This is a genomic window from Pseudomonas sp. H1_G08 (assembly GCF_054681355.1).
The window spans coordinates 4,508,204-4,526,350 of the sequence record NZ_CP162822.1 but is presented as its reverse complement, the minus strand read 5'-3'; the positions used below and the strand labels follow the sequence as shown (position 1 = coordinate 4,526,350).

The 18,147-nt window shown below is 61.3% G+C and carries 16 protein-coding genes; 9 read left to right on the top strand and 7 right to left on the bottom strand.

The genetic code is table 11. The annotated features are described in order from the left end of the window. Positions 1-93: 93 nt before the first annotated feature. Together AB4N85_RS20600 and AB4N85_RS20595 are read left to right on the top strand one after the other, a co-directional pair. Positions 94-1,992, top strand: a complete 1,899-nt coding sequence (locus AB4N85_RS20600; protein ID WP_095181268.1) for an FTR1 family protein — start codon at positions 94-96, stop codon at positions 1,990-1,992. 102 nt (positions 1,993-2,094) lie between these two features. Continuing rightward, positions 2,095-2,550 (top strand): YaiI/YqxD family protein, encoded by a 456-nt coding sequence (locus AB4N85_RS20595; RefSeq protein ID WP_041476910.1) that lies wholly within the window; start codon positions 2,095-2,097, stop codon positions 2,548-2,550. Positions 2,551-2,654: 104 nt separating this feature from the next. Here the strand turns inward: AB4N85_RS20595 and elbB are convergent, their stop codons facing one another. Next, on the bottom strand, positions 2,655-3,323 hold the full coding sequence (elbB, locus tag AB4N85_RS20590) for an isoprenoid biosynthesis glyoxalase ElbB (RefSeq protein WP_016772616.1): 669 nt from the start codon (positions 3,321-3,323) through the stop codon (positions 2,655-2,657). Positions 3,324-3,490: 167 nt separating this feature from the next. After that, positions 3,491-4,150 carry a DedA family protein gene (locus AB4N85_RS20585; protein WP_095181269.1) on the bottom strand — a complete coding sequence of 220 codons (660 nt, stop codon included), beginning with the start codon at positions 4,148-4,150 and terminating at the stop codon, positions 3,491-3,493. A 207-nt stretch (positions 4,151-4,357) separates the two neighbouring features. Here AB4N85_RS20585 and hemB point away from each other — a divergent pair, with 207 nt between their 5' ends. Both hemB and ppk1 read left to right on the top strand, forming a co-directional pair. Continuing rightward, entirely contained in the window at positions 4,358-5,371 is a 1,014-nt protein-coding gene (gene hemB, locus AB4N85_RS20580; RefSeq protein WP_041476908.1) for a porphobilinogen synthase, read from the top strand. Positions 5,372-5,389: 18 nt separating this feature from the next. Further along, the gene (gene ppk1 / locus AB4N85_RS20575; protein WP_016772619.1) at positions 5,390-7,615 is read left to right on the top strand and encodes a polyphosphate kinase 1; all 2,226 of its coding nucleotides are present in this window, start codon (positions 5,390-5,392) and stop codon (positions 7,613-7,615) included. A 245-nt stretch (positions 7,616-7,860) separates the two neighbouring features. On the opposite strand, the gene ppx is transcribed toward ppk1, so the two are convergent. The 5 genes from ppx to AB4N85_RS20550 all read right to left on the bottom strand — a co-directional run bounded on the left by ppx (position 7,861) and on the right by AB4N85_RS20550 (position 12,430). After that, on the bottom strand, positions 7,861-9,363 hold the full coding sequence (gene ppx, locus AB4N85_RS20570) for an exopolyphosphatase (protein WP_041476907.1): 1,503 nt from the start codon (positions 9,361-9,363) through the stop codon (positions 7,861-7,863). 220 nt (positions 9,364-9,583) lie between these two features. Then, a complete protein-coding gene (locus AB4N85_RS20565) occupies positions 9,584-10,321 on the bottom strand; it encodes an amino acid ABC transporter ATP-binding protein (protein ID WP_007911148.1) in 738 nt (245 codons plus the stop codon). Then, entirely contained in the window at positions 10,308-10,958 is a 651-nt protein-coding gene (locus AB4N85_RS20560) for an amino acid ABC transporter permease (protein ID WP_122705602.1), read from the bottom strand. The genes AB4N85_RS20565 and AB4N85_RS20560 overlap by 14 nt, the downstream gene beginning before the upstream one ends. Beyond that, entirely contained in the window at positions 10,955-11,623 is a 669-nt protein-coding gene (locus AB4N85_RS20555) for an amino acid ABC transporter permease (RefSeq protein WP_252868453.1), read from the bottom strand. Before AB4N85_RS20555 ends, AB4N85_RS20560 begins: the two co-directional genes overlap by 4 nt. Before the next feature lie 21 nt (positions 11,624-11,644). Further along, a complete protein-coding gene (locus tag AB4N85_RS20550; protein ID WP_041476905.1) occupies positions 11,645-12,430 on the bottom strand; it encodes a transporter substrate-binding domain-containing protein in 786 nt (261 codons plus the stop codon). A 256-nt stretch (positions 12,431-12,686) separates the two neighbouring features. Here AB4N85_RS20550 and AB4N85_RS20545 point away from each other — a divergent pair, with 256 nt between their 5' ends. The 5 genes from AB4N85_RS20545 to AB4N85_RS20525 all read left to right on the top strand — a co-directional run bounded on the left by AB4N85_RS20545 (position 12,687) and on the right by AB4N85_RS20525 (position 18,027). Beyond that, on the top strand, positions 12,687-13,394 hold the full coding sequence (locus tag AB4N85_RS20545; protein ID WP_056791723.1) for a FadR/GntR family transcriptional regulator: 708 nt from the start codon (positions 12,687-12,689) through the stop codon (positions 13,392-13,394). 120 nt (positions 13,395-13,514) lie between these two features. Beyond that, a complete protein-coding gene (gene trxA, locus AB4N85_RS20540; protein ID WP_003206727.1) occupies positions 13,515-13,844 on the top strand; it encodes a thioredoxin TrxA in 330 nt (109 codons plus the stop codon). Positions 13,845-14,093: 249 nt separating this feature from the next. Continuing rightward, positions 14,094-15,353 carry a transcription termination factor Rho gene (gene rho, locus AB4N85_RS20535; RefSeq protein WP_003229334.1) on the top strand — a complete coding sequence of 420 codons (1,260 nt, stop codon included), beginning with the start codon at positions 14,094-14,096 and terminating at the stop codon, positions 15,351-15,353. 239 nt (positions 15,354-15,592) lie between these two features. Next, a complete protein-coding gene (gene ubiD, locus AB4N85_RS20530; protein ID WP_039757427.1) occupies positions 15,593-17,059 on the top strand; it encodes a 4-hydroxy-3-polyprenylbenzoate decarboxylase in 1,467 nt (488 codons plus the stop codon). Continuing rightward, positions 17,059-18,027 (top strand): CDP-6-deoxy-delta-3,4-glucoseen reductase, encoded by a 969-nt coding sequence (locus tag AB4N85_RS20525; RefSeq protein WP_056791686.1) that lies wholly within the window; start codon positions 17,059-17,061, stop codon positions 18,025-18,027. Before ubiD ends, AB4N85_RS20525 begins: the two co-directional genes overlap by 1 nt. Positions 18,028-18,147: the final 120 nt, after the last annotated feature.

Below are 18,147 nucleotides of genomic sequence, written 5' to 3'. Positions count from 1 at the left end.
CCTGCCAATCAAAGCGAAACGCCGACAAAGCTTGAGAGAAATGTCTTCGAAGTGAACAATATGTAACTTCGCATTTCCATTTGAGATTCGTTCATGACTGCCTCGTCCCGATTGCTGGCCTGGCTGCTGTTCCCGTTATTGTCCCTGAGCAGCCTGCCGCTGCTGGCCGATACCGTGGAAGGCGCGCCGCAAGCGTTGCACCTGCTCGATTACATCAGTGCCGATTACCCGCCGACGGTCGCGGCAGGCAAAGTCATCGACGATGGCGAATACCGCGAGCAGCTGGAATTCACCCAGGTTCTGCAAGGCTTGATCACTGCATTGCCAGCCAAACCGGAAAAAGCCGCGCTGGAACAGGGCGTCGAATCTTTGCACGCCGCCATCACTGCGAAGCAGGACGGTGCTGATGTCGCCCGTCAGGCCCGACAGCTGGGGGCGAAACTGGCGGTGGCTTATGAAGTCAGCCAGGCACCGATCATCACTCCGGACCCGACACGCGGTGCGCCGCTGTATGCGCAAAATTGCTCGGTGTGCCACGGCGACACTGGTGCTGGCGACGGCCCGGCCGGTGTCGGTCTGACCCCTGCGCCAGCCAACCTGCGCGACGCTGCGCGGATGGATCACCTGAGTCTGTACGCGATCTACAGCACCCTCGGCCAGGGCGTCGAAGGCACCGACATGCCGGCGTTCGCCGATCAGCTCGATGATCGCCAGCGCTGGGATCTGGCCACCTACATCGCCGGCTTCAGCGCCGATGCGGCGGCCGCCAAGTCCGACAAGGTCTACAACATCGCCGACCTGGCCCGCCAGACCCCGGCCGAGGTGCAGGCTGCCGAGGGCGCAGAGGTCGCGGCGACGTTCCGTGCCCAGCGCGCGCAACCGCCGCAGGTCAAGCGCGGTCCGGCGCAGTTGCTCGATTACACCGCCGCCACGCTGGACAAAAGCCTCGCGGCCTACCGCGCCGGTGAACACGATCAGGCCTATGACCTGTCGGTGGCGGCGTATCTGGAAGGCTTCGAACTGGTCGAAAGCTCGCTGGATAACGTCGATGCCAACGTGCGCAAGGACACCGAAAAATCGCTGATGGCGTATCGGCAGTCATTGCAGGATGGTCTGCCGGTCGAGCAGGCCGAACAGCGTCTGGACGCGGCCAAAGCCAAACTCAAGGAATCCGCCGGGCTGCTGGGCAGCGATGGTCTGAGCTGGTCGCTGAGCTTCATCTCCGGCCTGCTGATTCTGCTGCGCGAAGGCCTGGAAGCGATTCTGGTGCTGGCGGCGATCCTCGCCTTCCTGCGCAATACCGGTCAGCAATCGGCAGTACGCAGTGTCAACGTTGGCTGGGGTCTGGCACTGCTGGCAGGTCTGGGTACCTGGGCACTGGCGGCGTACGTCATCGACGTCAGCGGTTCGCAGCGTGAGTTGCTGGAAGGCGCCACCGCGCTGTTTGCCAGCGTCATGGTGTTGTGGCTCGGCGTGTGGATGCATGACCGCCGTCATGCGGCGGCCTGGCAGGATTACATCAAAAGCAGTCTGGTCGGCGGCGGTGGACGTTTCGGCTTTGCGATCCTGGCGTTCTTCTCGGTCTATCGCGAGTTGTTTGAAGTGATCCTGTTCTACGAAACCCTGTGGCTGCAGGCCGGTCCAGCCGGGCACAACGCCGTGCTGGCCGGCGGCGCGACGGCGCTGGTGCTGCTGGTCGGCCTGGCCTGGGTGATTCTGCGCGGCTCGGCGAAACTGCCGCTGACCTTGTTCTTTAGCATCAACGCTGCGCTGTTGTGCGCGCTGTCGGTGGTGTTTGCCGGGCATGGCGTCAAGGCCTTGCAAGAAGCCGGGATCTTCGGCACACGGCCGGTCGCGTTCTTTGAATTCGACTGGCTGGGGATCCATGCCGATGCCTATTCGCTGACCGCGCAGGTGGTGGCGATTGTGGCGATTGCTGTGCTGTATGGGCGCAGTTGGGTGGCGGAGAAGCGTCGGGTTTCGGCTGCATAAAGGCATTCGCTGCGCTCATATTCGCGAGCAGGCTCGCTCCCACAGGTTCGGTATGTATCCTGTGGGAGCGAGCCTGCTCGCGAATTTTTTGGAGGCAAGAACATGCGTGTATGGATTGATGCCGACGCCTGTCCACGGGCGGCGAAGGATCTTGTAGTGAAATTCGCCCTCAAGCGCCAGTTCGAAGTGGTGCTGGTAGCCGGGCAGCCGCAGACCAAGCCGGGGCTGGCCATCGTCAAACTGATCGTGGTGCCGAGCGGGCCGGATGCGGCGGATGATTATCTGGTCGAGCACGCCGTGCCGGGCGAGCTGGTGATCTGCAGCGATATTCCGCTGGCCGATCGGCTGGTCAAGAAGGGCGTGGCGGCACTGGATCCGCGCGGCAAGGAGTTCGATGCGCAGAACATGGGCGAGCGGCTGGCGGTGCGGAATCTGTTCACCGATCTCAGGGAGCAGGGCCAGATGAGCGGCGGCCCGGCGCCGTTTGGCGAGCGCGAGAAGCAGGCGTTTGCCAATGCGCTGGATCGGATTCTCACCCGGCTCACCCGCAAGCCCTGAAAAGATCGCAGCCTGCGGCAGCTCCTACAGGGGCGGTGTATGCCGCAATATCACGGCGCGACACGAAACCTGTAGGAGCTGCCGAAGGCTGCGATCTTTTGATTTCAAGCGTCGTTTTCGTGGGTCAGTTCGAGCACGCGGTCGACCAGTTTGTTGATCCCCGAAGCCGCTTCACTGATGGTCTGCGCCAGCATGTACGCCGGGGTGGTGACCAGTTTGCGCGCCTTGTCTTCGACGATTTCGGTGACGGCGCACTCTTCGTGGGTGGCGCCCATCTTGTTCATGGCCGCAGCGGTGTCGGCGTCGTTGCCGATTGTGCAGGTCACCCCCGGGCCATAGATTTTCGCCGCCAGCGCCGGGGAGATGCAGATCAGCCCGACCGGTTTGCCCGCTTCGGCAAATGCTTCGGCCAGGGCCAGCACTTCAGGTTGCACGGTGCAGCCGGCGCCTTCGATCGCGAAGTTCGACAGGTTCTTTGCCGCGCCGAAACCGCCGGGCACGATCAGTGCGTCGAAATCCTCGACATCGGCGTCGCGGATATCCTTGACGTTGCCCCGGGCAATCCGCGCCGATTCCACCAGTACGTTGCGCGATTCCGGCATTTCTTCGCCGGTCAGATGGTTGATCACATGCAATTGCGCGATGTTTGGCGCGAAGCACTGCACCTGTGCGCCGCGCTGGTCGAGGCGCAGCAGGGTGATGACACTTTCCTGGATTTCGGCGCCGTCGTACACGCCACTGCCGGACAGGATCACTGCAACTTTTTTGCTCATGGGCTTCTCTCCAGATTCATGGCGCTCAATGTCCCTTAAATCGTCGCGCGTGGCCATAGGGGCATGGCTGGCGCGCGCGGGAACAGAGCGCTCTCTCAATGGATCGCAACGGCGGCGGGGTGTTCATTATTTGCCTGGAATGCGCGTGGCAGCCGCCAGCGAATGGCTTATTCGGCTGGCGTTTTCGGCCCGGCAGGAGGGGGCGCTTCGGCCTGGCGCAACTGCTCGGCCTCGGCGGCCTTGGCGAGCTGCTCGTCCTGATAGATTTTCTTTGCCAGTTGCGCATTCTTGAAGCGGCGCCGCAGCCACAGGCCCAGCCCGAGGATCAGCAAGGCGCCGAGCACCCACAGCTCGTACTTCTTGATGCTGCCGAGCATGCCTTCCAGCACTGCGCCGAAGTGGTAAGCCGCCGCAGCCAGGGCGGTGGCCCAGATCGCCGCGCCGATGCCGTTGAGCAGCAAGTAACGCCCCGGCGGATAACCGGACAGGCCGATCGCCACCGGCATCACGGTGCGCAGGCCATAAACGAAGCGGAAGCTCAGGACCCAGATGTCCGGATGTTTGCGGATGTGCTCCAGCGCGCGGTCGCCCATCATCTGCCAGCGCGGCTTGCGCGCAAGCAATTTGCGCCCGTGCTTGCGCCCCAGGAAGTACCACAGCTGATCGCCGGCATAGCTGCCGAAGAACGCCACAACCACCACCAGGTTGATGTCCATGTATCCACGGAACGCAAGGAAGCCTGCGAGCACCAGAATGGTTTCGCCTTCGAAGAACGTGCCGAGGAACAAGGCAAAGTAGCCAAAGTCGTGCAGAAATTGTTGGAGCATTGTCTGGGTGCTGGCGAAATGAACGCGCAGCCTAACCCTTCGGGCACATTCATGAAAGTGTCCAAATGTGTCTCGACGTGAACATTTCCTACATCGACAATGGATTGCGGCTACCTGTCACAGAGCACACATAACTGTCATCTGTTAGTCATAATGGCCGTCTATAACTGTCACGCTCGCCCGTTTGCCCGGGCTCAGGAGTCTGCCGTGAGCTTTACCCCCGCCAATCGTCTGTTCCCAGCCACTCGTCTGCGTCGCAATCGTCGTGATGATTTTTCGCGGCGGCTGGTGCGTGAAAACGTATTGACGGTCGATGATCTGATTCTGCCTGTGTTCGTGCTCGACGGTGAAAACCGCCGCGAAGCCGTGGCCTCGATGCCGGGCGTCGAGCGACTGACCATTGATCTGCTGCTTGAAGAAGCGGCGAAATGGGTCGAGCTGGGCATTCCGGCGCTGGCGCTGTTCCCGGTCACCCCGCCTGAACTGAAATCTCTCGATGCTGCCGAAGCCTGGAACCCCGAAGGCATCGCCCAGCGCGCCACTCGCGCCCTGCGTGAGCGGTTCCCGGAGCTGGGCGTGATCACTGACGTGGCGCTGGACCCGTTCACCACCCACGGTCAGGACGGCATTCTCGACGAAGACGGCTACGTGCAGAACGACATCACCGTCGATGCGCTGGTGCGTCAGGCGCTGTCCCACGCCGAAGCCGGCGCGCAGGTGGTGGCGCCATCGGACATGATGGACGGTCGCATCCAGGCGATACGTGAGGCGCTGGAAATTGCCGGTCACGTCAACGTGCGCATCATGGCCTACTCGGCCAAATACGCCAGCGCCTACTACGGCCCTTTCCGCGATGCCGTGGGTTCGGCGTCGAACCTCGGCAAGGCCAACAAGGCCTCTTATCAGATGGACCCGGCCAACAGTGACGAAGCGCTGCACGAAGTCGGTGCCGACTTGTCCGAAGGTGCGGACATGGTCATGGTCAAACCGGGCATGCCCTACCTGGACATTCTTTTTCGCGTCAAAGATGCCTTCAAGGTGCCGACCTTCGTCTATCAGGTCAGTGGCGAATACGCCATGCACATGGCCGCTATCCAGAATGGCTGGTTGAGCGAAGCGGTGATCCTCGAGTCACTGACCGCCTTTAAACGTGCCGGTGCAGATGGCATCCTGACTTACTTTGCCGTTCGTGCCGCTCAATTGTTACGAGAGCAGAAATAGCCCTCCCAGGAACATTCCATGAATACCGAAGGACTCACTGAAGTTGCCGTAAAAGAAGCTCAGCCGGTGGTCGAGCAAATCACCGAAACCCCGCCGGAACTGGAGCCTGCGCCACCCGCGCCGGTTGCCGAAACCGCTGTGGCGGTGCCGGCGATCGCCATTCCCGGCCTGGATGACAGCAGCCTGTACATCCACCGCGAGCTTTCGCAATTGCAGTTCAACATCCGCGTGCTGGAACAGGCGCTGGACGAGTCCTACCCGTTGCTGGAGCGGCTGAAGTTCCTGCTGATCTTCTCCAGCAACCTCGACGAATTCTTCGAGATCCGCGTCGCCGGGCTGAAAAAGCAGATCACCTTCGCCCGTGAACAGGCCGGTGCTGACGGCTTGCAGCCGCATCAGGCGCTGGCGCGGATCAGCGAACTGGTCCACGGTCACGTCGACCGCCAGTACGCGATCCTCAACGACATCCTCCTGCCCGAGCTGGAAAAGCATCAGGTGCGCTTCATCCGTCGGCGCAACTGGACAACCAAGCTCAAGACTTGGGTACGCCGCTATTTCCGCGACGAGATCGCGCCGATCATCACCCCGATCGGCCTCGACCCGACGCACCCGTTCCCGCTGCTGGTGAACAAGAGTCTGAACTTCATCGTCGAGCTCGAAGGCATCGACGCCTTCGGGCGCGACTCCGGTCTGGCGATCATTCCGGCGCCGCGCCTGCTGCCACGGATCATCAAGGTGCCGGAAGAAGTCGGCGGCGCCGGCGACAACTATGTGTTCCTGTCGTCGATGATCCACGCCCACGCCGATGACCTGTTCCAAGGCATGAAGGTCAAAGGCTGCTACCAGTTCCGTCTGACCCGAAACGCCGACCTGGCGCTCGATTCCGAAGACGTCGAAGACCTGGCCCGCGCCCTGCGTGGCGAGTTGTTCTCGCGGCGCTACGGTGACGCGGTGCGTCTGGAAGTTGCCGACACCTGCCCGAAACACCTCTCGGACTACCTGCTCAAGCAGTTCAACCTGAGCGAGACCGAGCTGTATCAGGTCAACGGCCCGGTCAACCTGACGCGTCTGTTCAGCATCACTGGCCTCGATAGTCATCCAGAGCTGCAATACACGCCGTTCACCCCGCAGATCCCGAAACTGCTGCAGAACAGCGAAAACATCTTCAGTGTGGTCAGCAAGCAGGACATCCTCCTGCTGCACCCGTTCGAGTCGTTCACGCCGGTGGTCGACCTGCTGCGTCAGGCCGCGAAAGACCCGCACGTGCTCGCGGTTCGCCAGACCCTGTACCGCTCCGGCGCCAACTCGGAGATCGTCGATGCGCTGGTCGACGCCGCGCGTAACGGCAAGGAAGTCACGGCGGTGATCGAGCTGCGCGCGCGCTTTGACGAGGAATCCAACCTGCAACTGGCCAGCCGTCTGCAAGCGGCCGGTGCGGTGGTGATCTACGGCGTGGTCGGCTTCAAGACCCACGCCAAGATGATGCTGATCCTGCGCCGTGAGGCTGGCGAGATCGTCCGTTATGCGCATCTCGGTACCGGCAACTACCACGCCGGTAACGCCAAGCTTTACACCGACTACAGCCTGCTGACCTCCGACGACGCCTTGTGCGAGGACGTCGGCAAACTGTTCAGCCAGTTGATCGGCATGGGCAAGACGCTGCGCATGAAAAAGTTGCTGCATGCGCCGTTCACCCTGAAGAAGGGCATGCTCGACATGATTGCCCGCGAAACCCAGTTTGCCCTCGAAGGCAAACCGGCGCACATCATCGCCAAGTTCAACTCGCTGACCGATCCGAAGATCATCCGCGCGCTGTACAAGGCCAGTCAGTCCGGCGTGCGCATCGATCTGGTGGTGCGCGGCATGTGCTGCCTGCGTCCGGGCATTGCCGGGGTCTCGCACAACATTCATGTGCGCTCGATCATTGGCCGCTTCCTTGAGCACACGCGGGTGTTCTACTTCCTCAACGGCGGCGACGAGCAGATGTTCCTCTCCAGCGCCGACTGGATGGAGCGCAACCTCGACAAGCGCGTCGAGACCTGCTTCCCGGTGGAAGGCAAGAAGCTGCTGACCCGCGTCAAGAAGGAGCTGGAGCTGTACCTGACCGACAACACCCACAGCTGGAGCCTGCAGTCGGACGGCCGCTACATCCGCAACACACCCACTGGCAACCAGAACCCGCGCAGTGCCCAGGCGACGTTGCTGGAGCGGCTGGGCAGCCCGATATTGCCTGTCAGCAGTTAAGTGCCGAAGGTCAAAAGCCCCTCACCCTAACCCTCTCCCGGAGGGAGAGGGGACTGACCGAGGTGTCTTGCGTCATACACTGACCTGAAATACCTGATCGAACTCTGGCCTCAACGCTAGTACAAATCGGCTCCCTCTCCCTCGGGAGAGGGCTGGGGTGAGGGGAGAGCTACACCGCCGCTCTCAAGCCAAACCCAATAAAAAGGCGATCCTAACGGATCGCCTTTTTTGTGCCAGCCAGTTACTCAGTGCACCGTGAGGACAATTCCAACCCGCGTCAGCCAATCCGCTTCCAGGCCGAAATCCGCCTGGGTCAGCTGATTTTCATCCAGCCAGTTCTCCGGGAATTCCACGTCGAGATGATCGCCATTGGCATGCAGTGCCACCTGTGGCATCGCCTGGGTCCCGCGAATGTGATGGAACAGAATCGCAAACCGCAGCAGCACGCACAGGCGAATCAGTTTGATGCCGTCATCGCCGAATTCGGCAAACTTGTCCTTGGGAATATTGCGCCGGTGCCCGCGCACCAATAGCGCGAGCATCTGCTGGTCTTCTCGCGAGAAGCCTGCCAGGTCGGAGTGCTCGATGAGGTAGGCGCCATGCTTGTGGTAGTGATAGTGAGCGATGTCGAGGCCGACTTCGTGGACCTTCGCCGCCCAGCCGAGCAGTTCGCGCCAGATGCCGTCATCCAGTTCCCAGTCGACAGCAACCTGATCGAACGCGTGCAGGGCCTTGCGCTCGACCCGCGCTGCCTGTTCCAGGTCGACGTGATAGCGCTCCATCAGCGAGGTCAGGGTGCGTTCGCGCACGTCTTCATGGTGATGACGGCCGAGCAGGTCGTAGAGCACGCCTTCACGCAGTGCGCCTTCGCAATGGTCCATGCGTTGCAGTTCAAGGGCGTCGAAGATCGCTTCGAGAATCGCCAGGCCCGCCGGGAAGATCGCCCGACGGTCAGGCTTGATGCCTTCGAAATCGATCTTGTCGGCGTCGCCCAGCTTGAACAATTTGCGCTTGAGCCACGCCAGGCCTTCGGCGTTGACCTCGCCGCTGCCGTGGCCGCCAGCCTTCAGGGCCAGGCCGATGGCGCGAATCGTACCGGAGGAGCCGATGGCTTCATCCCAGGTCAGGCGATGCAGGGCGTGCTCGATGCTCATGATTTCCAGGCGCGCCGCCGTGTAGGCCTGGGCGTAGCGGGCCGGGGTGATCTTGCCGTCCTTGAAATAACGCTGAGTGAAACTCACGCAGCCCATTTGCAGGCTTTCGCGCAATAAAGGCTCGAAGCGCTGGCCGATGATGAATTCGGTGCTGCCGCCGCCGATGTCGGCGACCAAACGTTTGCCCGGGGTGTCGGCGAGTGTGTGCGAAACGCCGAGATAGATCAGGCGCGCTTCTTCACGGCCGGAAATGACTTCTACCGTGTGGCCGAGGATTTCTTCGGCGCGGCGGATGAATTCGCCACGATTGCGCGCTTCACGCAGGGCGTTGGTGCCGACGATGCGCACGGCGCCGAGCGGCATACCGTTGATCAGTTGGGCAAAGCGCTTGAGGCAATCGAGGCCGCGCTGCATCGATTCTTCGTTGAGCTGGCGCGCGTCGTCGATGCCGGCGGCCAGTTGCACCTTCTCGCCGAGGCGCTCGAGGATGCGGATTTCGCCGTTCTGGGCCTTGGCCACGACCATGTGAAAGCTGTTGGAGCCCAGGTCGATTGCGGCGATCAGGGACAGATTCTTGGCTTGGGATTGCGGCATGGTCAGGGGGTCTCGGTCGATAACCCCGACATCGTGCCACGATCAAACGCTGGCGCCAACGCGCATGGCTCAAACCGCCGGAGCGCGCACCCCGAACCTGATCGTTCCCACGCTCCGCGTGGGAATGCCTCACCGGACGCTCTGCGTCCGCTTTTGGGACGCGGAGCGTCCCTGGCTGCATTCCCACGCGGAGCGTGGGAACGATCAGGATGAGGCTGCTTCAGGCTGTCGCTTCCACCGTGCCAATAAAGTTCGCCAGCTCGGCCGTCTGCGGATTGGCAAACAACACCTTCGGATCGCCCACCTCATGCACCTTGCCATGGTGCATGAACACCAGTTTGTCGCCCACCTCTCGGGCAAAGCGCATCTCGTGGGTGACCATGATCAGCGTCATGCCTTCCTTGGCCAATTGCCGCACCACGCTGAGTACTTCATTGACCAGCTCAGGGTCCAGCGCCGAGGTGATTTCATCGCACAGCAGCACCTTCGGCGACATCGCCAAAGCCCGGGCGATCGCCACCCGTTGCTGCTGACCACCGGACAAACGGTCCGGGAAGGCATCGAATTTCTCCCCGAGCCCGACTCGCTCGAGCATTTCGCGCGCCAGTTCGGCTGCCTTGGCCTTGGGTACTTTCTGCACCACTTGCGGCGCGAGCATGACGTTTTCGCCGACGGTCAGGTGCGGGAACAGGTTGAACTGCTGGAAGACCATGCCGACCTTCTGTCGCAGGCTGCGCAGATCAGCGCGGGCGGCGTCGAGGTATTCGCCGTCGACTTCGATCACGCCATCGTTGATCGATTCCAGGCCGTTGAGCGTGCGCAACAGGGTCGATTTGCCCGAGCCGCTGCGGCCGATGATCGCCACGACCTGGCCTTCCTCGACGCTGAGATCGATGCCTTTGAGTACGTGGTGATCGCCGTAGTATTTATGCAGGGCGGAAATTCTAAGCAGAGGCATGCAGTCTCCTTTCCAGGTAGCGCGCACTGAGGGACAAGGGGTAGCAGAGCAGGAAGTAGCCGAGGGCGACGAGGCCGTAGACCATGAACGGTTCGAACGTGGCATTGGCGAGCATGCCGCCGGTCTTGGTCAGTTCGGTGAAGCCGATGATCGAGGTCACCGCTGTGCCTTTGACCACTTGCACCGAGAAGCCCACGGTCGGCGCCACGGCGATGCGCAGCGCTTGCGGCAGGATCACGTAGCGCAACTGCTCAAGCGGATTGAGCGCCAGGCTCGACGAGGCTTCCCACTGACCGTGGGGAATGGCCTCGACGCAGCCGCGCCAGATCTCCGCCAGATAGGCGCTGGTGAACAAGGTCAAAGCGATCGCGGCGGCCATCCACGGTGAAATCTCGATGCCGGCCAGCGCCACGCCGAAGAACACCAGAAACAGTTGCATCAACAGTGGCGTGCCCTGAAACAGCTCGATCCAGGTGCGGGCGATGCTGCTTGATAGCGTGTTCTTGGAGATGCGCATCACCAGAATCAGCAGGCCGACGAGGCCGCCGCCAATGAACGCCACTAGTGACAGCGCCAGGGTCCATTGCAGGCCGGTGAGCAGGTTGCGCAGGATGTCCCAGAAAGTGAAATCGCTCATTGGTTGCTCCTCGCAATGAACCGGCGGCCGAACCAGTTGAGCAACTGGCGGATCAGCAGCGCCATGCACAGATAGATCAGGGTGGTCAGCGCATAGGTTTCAAAGGCGCGGAAGTTGCGCGACTGAATGAAGTTGGCGGCGAAGCTCAATTCTTCCGTGGCGATCTGCGAACACACCGCCGAACCGAGCATGACGATGATGATCTGGCTGCTCAGCGCCGGCCAGACCTTGCCCAGCGCCGGCAGCAGGACGACGTGGCGGAACGCTTCGAAGCGCGTCATCGCCAATGCCGCAGCCGCTTCCAGCTGCCCGCGCGGAATCGCCTGGATGCCGGCGCGGATGATTTCGGTCGAATAGGCGCCAAGGTTGATCACCATCGCCAGCACTGCCGCCTGCCACTCGGAAATCTGCACGCCGAGCGACGGCAGGCCGAAGAAGATGAAGAACAGTTGCACCAGAAACGGCGTGTTGCGGATCAACTCGACGTAGACGCCGAAGATCGCTGAGAACGGGCGGATCTGCCACGCTCGCACCAGCGCGCCGACAATGCCCACGCCGACCCCGAGCAGCGCGCCGATGGCGGTCAGCTCCAGCGTGAACAGTGCGCCGCGCAGCAGCAGGTCGGTGTTTTCCACCACCGGCATAAAATCGAACTGATAAGCCATGAACGTCTCCCGCGCAGTCGATCAGAGATCGGCCGGCAGCGGCTCTTTCAGCCAGGTCTGCGAGTTCTTTTCCAGTGCGCCGTCAGCCTTGGCGGTGTTGAGGATGTCGTTGACCTTGGCCAGCAACGCCGCTTCGTTCTTGTTCACGCCCACGTAGACCGGGGAATCCTTGAGCTTCACCTTCAGCGCCGGCACGCGCTTGGGGTTCTTCTCGCTGATGGCCACCATCACCACGTTGCCGCTGGCGATCAGATCGACCTGGCCAGCCAGATAAGCAGCGATGGTCGAGTTGTTGTCTTCGAAACGTTTGATGGTCACGCCTTCGGGGGCGACTTTGCTCAGCTCGATGTCTTCGATGGCGCCCCGGGTGACGCTGATGGTCTTGCCCTTGAGGTCGTCGAGGCTGGTGATCGCGGCGTCTGGCGGACCGAACACGGCGAGGTAGAACGGCGCATAGGCGCGGGAGAAGTCGATGACTTTCTCACGCTCGGGGTTTTTGCCGAGGCTGGAGATCACCAGATCGACTTTGCCGGTGGTGAGGAACGGGATGCGGTTGGTGCTGTTGACCGGGGTCAGTTCGAGTTTGACCTTGAGTTGGTCAGCGAGCAGTTTCGCCGTGTCGATATCCAGGCCGCGCGGCTTCATGTCCGGGCCGACCGAGCCGAACGGCGGGAAGTCCTGGGGCACGGCGACTTTCAGCGTGCCGCGTTTGACCACGTCGTCCAGACCGTCGGCGTGAGCGGGGGCCTGGCACAGCAGCAGGCCGGCAAACAGGGAAGCGAGGAGGGCGCTGTAACGCTGGGTCATGGACAATCTCCGGATCGGCGGGAAGTGGTTGCTGCGATCGGACAGAGCATGGGCCGTGCCAACAGGCGGATTTCGCCCCGGCAGGCCGCGGCATCAGCGGCTTGGTTCGGTCTTACTGGTCTGAACAGTCAACTCGGTTTTCGCACTGCGATGGCGCATCGGCAGTGCGCGCCGAACCCCGCTGGGGCACGACTTGCCGGACTCGACGAATAGCTTTACAACTAGCCGCACCTTGGCCCTGACGCGTCCGCACATCATGAATTCGATCTCCCGCGCCGTACCCGAAGTGGCGCTGCAAGCGATCCGCAAACTGATCACCGAACAGGGCTTCGGTGCCGGCGACGCGTTGCCTTCGCAACGGGATCTGGCGCTGCAACTGGGCGTCAGTCGGGCATCGTTGCGTGAAGCGCTGTCGTCGCTCAGTGCACTGGGCGTGGTCAGCATTCAGCCGGGCAAGGGCGTGTTCGTGCAGTCGCCGGTCGAATTGTCGCGCGGCGACAACGCGCCAGGCTGGTCGTTTGCGGCGCAGGCATCGCCGCTGGATATCTTTCAATTGCGCTATGCGCTCGAAGGGTTTGCAGCAGGTTTGGCGGCAGTGACGTTGAGCACGTTCGATCTGGATGCGCTGGAAGACAACGTTGCGGCCATGCGCGAGCAATTGAAGCTCGGCGACTTTGAGGCAGCGGCGAAACTCGACTTCGAATTCCACCGACGCATCCTTCTTGCCAGCGGTAATCAGGCGATGCTGAGCATTCTCACCGCCAGCGCCGAGATCTTCCTCGAGAGCCAGAAACTGCCGTTCATCCGCGCCGAGCGCGCCATGGAAACCTGGCAGGAACACCGCAAGATCCTCCGCGCACTGGCGCGCCGCGCCTCGGCGGCGGCGCAGAAAGCCATGCAGGAACACGTGCGCAACGCCGCCCTGCGCACTGGAATCGCCTTCATCGCTCCCGCCACGGCGTGACTTGAGCTATACCCAAACTCATCAAGGGCCATAGCAACACTCAATCATCTGCGGCTTCCTGAACAAGGGAAGGGCGGCTATGATGGGCCACGTTTTTTTGCTTACAACCTGGAGAATTCCATGAGCAGCGATCTGATCAAACACGTTAGCGACGCTAGCTTCGAAGCCGACGTACTCAAGGCCGAAGGCGCTGTCCTGGTCGACTACTGGGCTGAATGGTGCGGCCCTTGCAAAATGATCGCACCGGTTCTGGACGAAATTGCCGAGACTTACAAAGGCAAGCTGACCGTTGCCAAACTGAACATCGACGAAAACCAGGAAACCCCGGCCAAGCATGGCGTGCGTGGTATCCCGACGCTGATGCTGTTCAAGAACGGCAACGTTGAAGCGACCAAGGTCGGCGCACTGTCGAAGTCGCAGCTGGCGGCTTTCCTCGACGCCAACATCTGAGCGTCGCAGTAAAACGCTGAAAAAAAGCCCCGCAAATCGCGGGGCTTTTTGCATATTCAGGGCTAGACGCTCCGAAACTCAGGTGGTACATTCGGCCCCGCACTGGTTTCTCCAATGCCCCCTGCTAGCCGTCGCCGACGCACTCCTTTTCGAATTAGTTCGCGATCCTGTCGCCTTCTCCGCGGCGCGGCCTCATTAAGCCAAAAGCTTAATTTCCCCCCCCTCCATAAATGATTACGTCATTCCTATATGAATCTGACTGAACTCAAGCAAAAGCCGATTACCGAACTGCTCGAATTGGCCGAACAGATGGGCATAGAAAATATGGCCCGTTCGCGCAAGCAGGACGTGATTTTCTCCCTGCTGAAAAAGCACGCGAAAAGCGGCGAGGAAATCTCCGGTGATGGCGTGCTGGAGATTCTCCAGGACGGCTTCGGCTTCCTGCGCTCCGCAGACGCTTCCTACCTCGCCGGCCCTGACGACATCTACGTCTCGCCGAGCCAGATCCGCCGCTTCAACTTGCGCACCGGTGACACCATCGTTGGCAAGATCCGGCCTCCGAAGGAAGGCGAGCGGTACTTCGCCCTGCTCAAGGTCGACACGATCAACTTCGATCGTCCGGAGAACGCGAAAAACAAGATTCTCTTCGAGAACCTGACGCCGCTGTTCCCGACGGTGCGCATGAAGATGGAAGCCGGCAACGGTTCCACCGAAGACCTCACCGGTCGCGTGATCGACCTGTGTGCACCGATCGGCAAAGGCCAGCGTGGTCTGATCGTCGCACCGCCGAAAGCCGGTAAAACGATCATGCTGCAGAACATCGCAGCGAACATCGCCCGTAACAATCCTGAAGTTCACCTGATCGTGCTGTTGATCGACGAGCGTCCGGAAGAAGTGACCGAAATGCAGCGCACCGTGCGCGGCGAAGTGGTTGCCTCGACCTTCGACGAGCCGCCGACCCGTCACGTGCAGGTTGCTGAAATGGTGATCGAGAAGGCCAAGCGTCTGGTCGAACACAAGAAAGACGTGGTGATCCTGCTCGACTCCATCACCCGTCTGGCCCGTGCCTACAACACCGTGATCCCGAGCTCCGGCAAGGTATTGACCGGTGGTGTCGATGCCCACGCCCTGGAGAAGCCGAAGCGTTTCTTCGGTGCCGCGCGTAACATCGAAGAAGGCGGCTCGCTGACCATTATCGCCACCGCGCTGGTTGAAACCGGCTCGAAGATGGACGAAGTGATCTACGAAGAGTTCAAGGGTACCGGCAACATGGAACTGCCTCTGGATCGCAAGATCGCCGAGAAGCGTGTGTTCCCGGCCATCAACATCAACCGCTCCGGCACCCGCCGCGAAGAGTTGCTGACCGCCGACGACGAACTGCAGCGCATGTGGATTCTGCGCAAGCTGCTGCACCCGATGGACGAAGTCGCCGCCATCGAGTTCCTGGTCGACAAGCTGAAGACGACCAAGACCAACGACGAGTTCTTCTTGTCGATGAAACGCAAGTAATACGCTGGCGTTTCAGCAAAGGACGCTCCCGCGAGGGGGCGTTTTTTTTTGCCCCGAAAAATCTCGCGGCCATCACAGATATCTGTTGATGGGCCGATTCTGCGGCGTCGGCAGCGCACTCCCGAGTTCGAGGCCTGCGCCTTCGCCGCAGCGCGGGGGCCACAATCGAGCAATGACGGGCTGCTGTTTGCTCCTCAGAGCAGGTAGGATGTACGCCTATTTTGAGGGTGCCATCGTCAATGAAATTCAAGGATCTTCGGGATTTCGTGCAGCAGCTTGAGCAGCGCGGAGAGTTGAAACGCATCCAGATTCCCGTCTCGCCGGTGCTGGAGATGACTGAGGTGTGCGACCGCACGTTGCGGGCCAAAGGCCCGGCACTGCTGTTCGAGAAGCCTACCGGTTACGACATTCCGGTGCTCGGCAACCTGTTCGGCACCCCCGAGCGCGTGGCCATGGGCATGGGCGCCGAGTCGGTCAGCGAGCTGCGCGAAATCGGCAAGCTGCTGGCCTTCCTCAAGGAGCCGGAGCCGCCGAAGGGCTTGAAGGACGCGTGGTCGAAACTGCCGATCTTCCGCAAGATCATTTCGATGGCGCCGAAAGTCGTCAAAGACGCGGTATGCCAGGAAGTGGTCATCGAAGGCGACGATGTCGATCTGGCGATGTTGCCGGTGCAGACCTGCTGGCCCGGCGACGTCGGCCCGCTGATCACTTGGGGCCTGACGGTCACCAAAGGCCCGAACAAGGAACGCCAGAACCTCGGTATCTACCGCCAGCAAGTGATCGGCCGCAACAAGGTGATCATGCGCTGGCTCAGCCATCGTGGCGGCGCTCTCGACTTCCGCGAGTGGTGCGAGAAGCACCCGGGCCAGCCGTTCCCGGTGTCCGTGGCCCTTGGCGCCGATCCGGCGACGATTCTCGGTGCCGTAACGCCGGTGCCGGACAGCCTCTCCGAATATGCTTTCGCAGGGCTCTTGCGCGGCAACCGTACCGAACTGGTCAAGTGCCGTGGCAACGATCTGCAAGTACCGGCCACCGCCGAAATCATCCTTGAAGGCGTGATTCATCCGGGCGAAATGGCCGACGAAGGCCCTTATGGCGACCACACCGGTTACTACAACGAAGTCGACAGCTTCCCGGTGTTCACCGTCGAGCGCATCACCCACCGGATCAAGCCGATCTATCACAGCACCTACACCGGGCGGCCGCCGGATGAGCCGGCGATTCTCGGCGTGGCGCTGAACGAAGTGTTCGTGCCGATCCTGCAGAAGCAGTTCCCGGAAATCACCGACTTCTACCTGCCGCCGGAAGGCTGCTCGTACCGCATGGCCGTGGTGACGATGAAGAAGTCGTATCCGGGGCATGCCAAGCGCGTGATGCTCGGTGTCTGGTCGTTTTTGCGACAGTTCATGTACACCAAGTTCGTTATCGTCACTGACGACGATATCAACGCCCGCGACTGGAACGACGTGATCTGGGCTATCACCACGCGCATGGATCCCAAGCGCGATACGGTGATGATCGATAACACGCCGATCGACTACCTCGACTTCGCCTCGCCGATCTCCGGCCTGGGCTCGAAAATGGGCCTGGATGCCACCCACAAGTGGCCGGGCGAAACCACTCGCGAGTGGGGCCGCGTGATCGTCAAGGACGACGCCGTCACCCAACGGATCGATGCCATCTGGAATCAGTTAGGAATAGATTGATGCGTGTAACCCTGCAGCCTTCCGGAGCAGTGCTCGAGATACAGCCCGGTGAGCGGATTCTCGACGGTGCGCGGCGCCTGGGCTATGACTGCCCGCAAAGCTGCCGCAACGGCAATTGCCACGTGTGTGCAGCGCTGCTGGTGGAGGGCCGCGTCGAGCAGGCCGGCAAAGTCCACGACCATGGCGAGTTCTACACCTGCATCGCCGCACCGCTGGAAGACTGCGTGCTGTTGTGGGATGGCGTGCTCGCACTCGGTGAATTGCCGGTGCGCAGCCTATCGTGTCAGGTCATCGAGTGCCGCGAGGTCGGCGGCGACACCTGGCGCGTGCGTCTGCGTGCACCGGCGGGCAAGCCGCCGCGCTATCACGCCGGGCAATATTTGATGATCGAGCGTGAGAACGGCGAGAAATCGGCGTTCTCCATGGCTTCGGCGCCCCACGGCGGACGTGATCTGGAAATCCATGTGCTGGCGCGCGAAACCAGTGCGTTGAGCCTGATCGAGCAGCTGCAACGCAACCCGCTGGTGCGTGTCGAGCTGCCGTTCGGTGACACACATCTTGCGGAACTACCCGACGGTCCGCTGGTGTTGATCGCCGCCGGCACCGGCATGGGCCAGATTCACAGCCTGATCGAACATTGCCGCGCCGAAGGCTTCAAGCATCCAGTGCATCTGTATTGGGGCGTACGCCGTCCAGAAGACTTTTATCAGATCGAGCACTGGGACGAATGGCTGAAGCTGCCCAATCTGTTCCTGCACAAAGTGGTCAGCGACCAGTGCGGCTGGGAAGGGCGCTGCGGGATGTTGCACGAAGCGGTTTGCGAGGATTTCCCCGATCTGAAGCCGCTGCATGTCTATGCCAGCGGTTCGCCGGCGATGGTTTACGGCACGCTGGACGCGCTGGTCGAGGCGGGGATGGATGCGCATCAGATGCGCGCTGATGTGTTCGCCTACGCGCCGCGCTCCTGAGACTTATAACTTGGTATATAGCCGATTGGTATTTACCCTAAACAGTAAATATCGCTAGGTTATATATGAATCAGGCAATTAATCAGTGGCACTTAATTTGCCTTAAAACATATGTGCCTT

Excerpts from the sequence above, each read along its gene's own strand:
- AB4N85_RS20600 (WP_095181268.1), top strand. The coding sequence starts at position 94 with ATGACTGCCTCGTCCCGATTGCTGGCCTGGCTGCTGTTCCCGTTATTG.
- AB4N85_RS20595 (WP_041476910.1), top strand. The coding sequence starts at position 2,095 with ATGCGTGTATGGATTGATGCCGACGCCTGTCCACGGGCGGCGAAGGAT.
- elbB (WP_016772616.1), bottom strand. The coding sequence starts at position 3,323 with ATGAGCAAAAAAGTTGCAGTGATCCTGTCCGGCAGTGGCGTGTACGAC.
- AB4N85_RS20585 (WP_095181269.1), bottom strand. The coding sequence starts at position 4,150 with ATGCTCCAACAATTTCTGCACGACTTTGGCTACTTTGCCTTGTTCCTC.
- ppk1 (WP_016772619.1), top strand. The coding sequence starts at position 5,390 with ATGAATACCGAAGGACTCACTGAAGTTGCCGTAAAAGAAGCTCAGCCG.
- ppx (WP_041476907.1), bottom strand. The coding sequence starts at position 9,363 with ATGCCGCAATCCCAAGCCAAGAATCTGTCCCTGATCGCCGCAATCGAC.
- AB4N85_RS20565 (WP_007911148.1), bottom strand. The coding sequence starts at position 10,321 with ATGCCTCTGCTTAGAATTTCCGCCCTGCATAAATACTACGGCGATCAC.
- AB4N85_RS20560 (WP_122705602.1), bottom strand. The coding sequence starts at position 10,958 with ATGAGCGATTTCACTTTCTGGGACATCCTGCGCAACCTGCTCACCGGC.
- AB4N85_RS20555 (WP_252868453.1), bottom strand. The coding sequence starts at position 11,623 with ATGGCTTATCAGTTCGATTTTATGCCGGTGGTGGAAAACACCGACCTG.
- AB4N85_RS20550 (WP_041476905.1), bottom strand. The coding sequence starts at position 12,430 with ATGACCCAGCGTTACAGCGCCCTCCTCGCTTCCCTGTTTGCCGGCCTG.
- AB4N85_RS20545 (WP_056791723.1), top strand. The coding sequence starts at position 12,687 with ATGAATTCGATCTCCCGCGCCGTACCCGAAGTGGCGCTGCAAGCGATC.
- trxA (WP_003206727.1), top strand. The coding sequence starts at position 13,515 with ATGAGCAGCGATCTGATCAAACACGTTAGCGACGCTAGCTTCGAAGCC.
- rho (WP_003229334.1), top strand. The coding sequence starts at position 14,094 with ATGAATCTGACTGAACTCAAGCAAAAGCCGATTACCGAACTGCTCGAA.
- ubiD (WP_039757427.1), top strand. The coding sequence starts at position 15,593 with ATGAAATTCAAGGATCTTCGGGATTTCGTGCAGCAGCTTGAGCAGCGC.
- AB4N85_RS20525 (WP_056791686.1), top strand. The coding sequence starts at position 17,059 with ATGCGTGTAACCCTGCAGCCTTCCGGAGCAGTGCTCGAGATACAGCCC.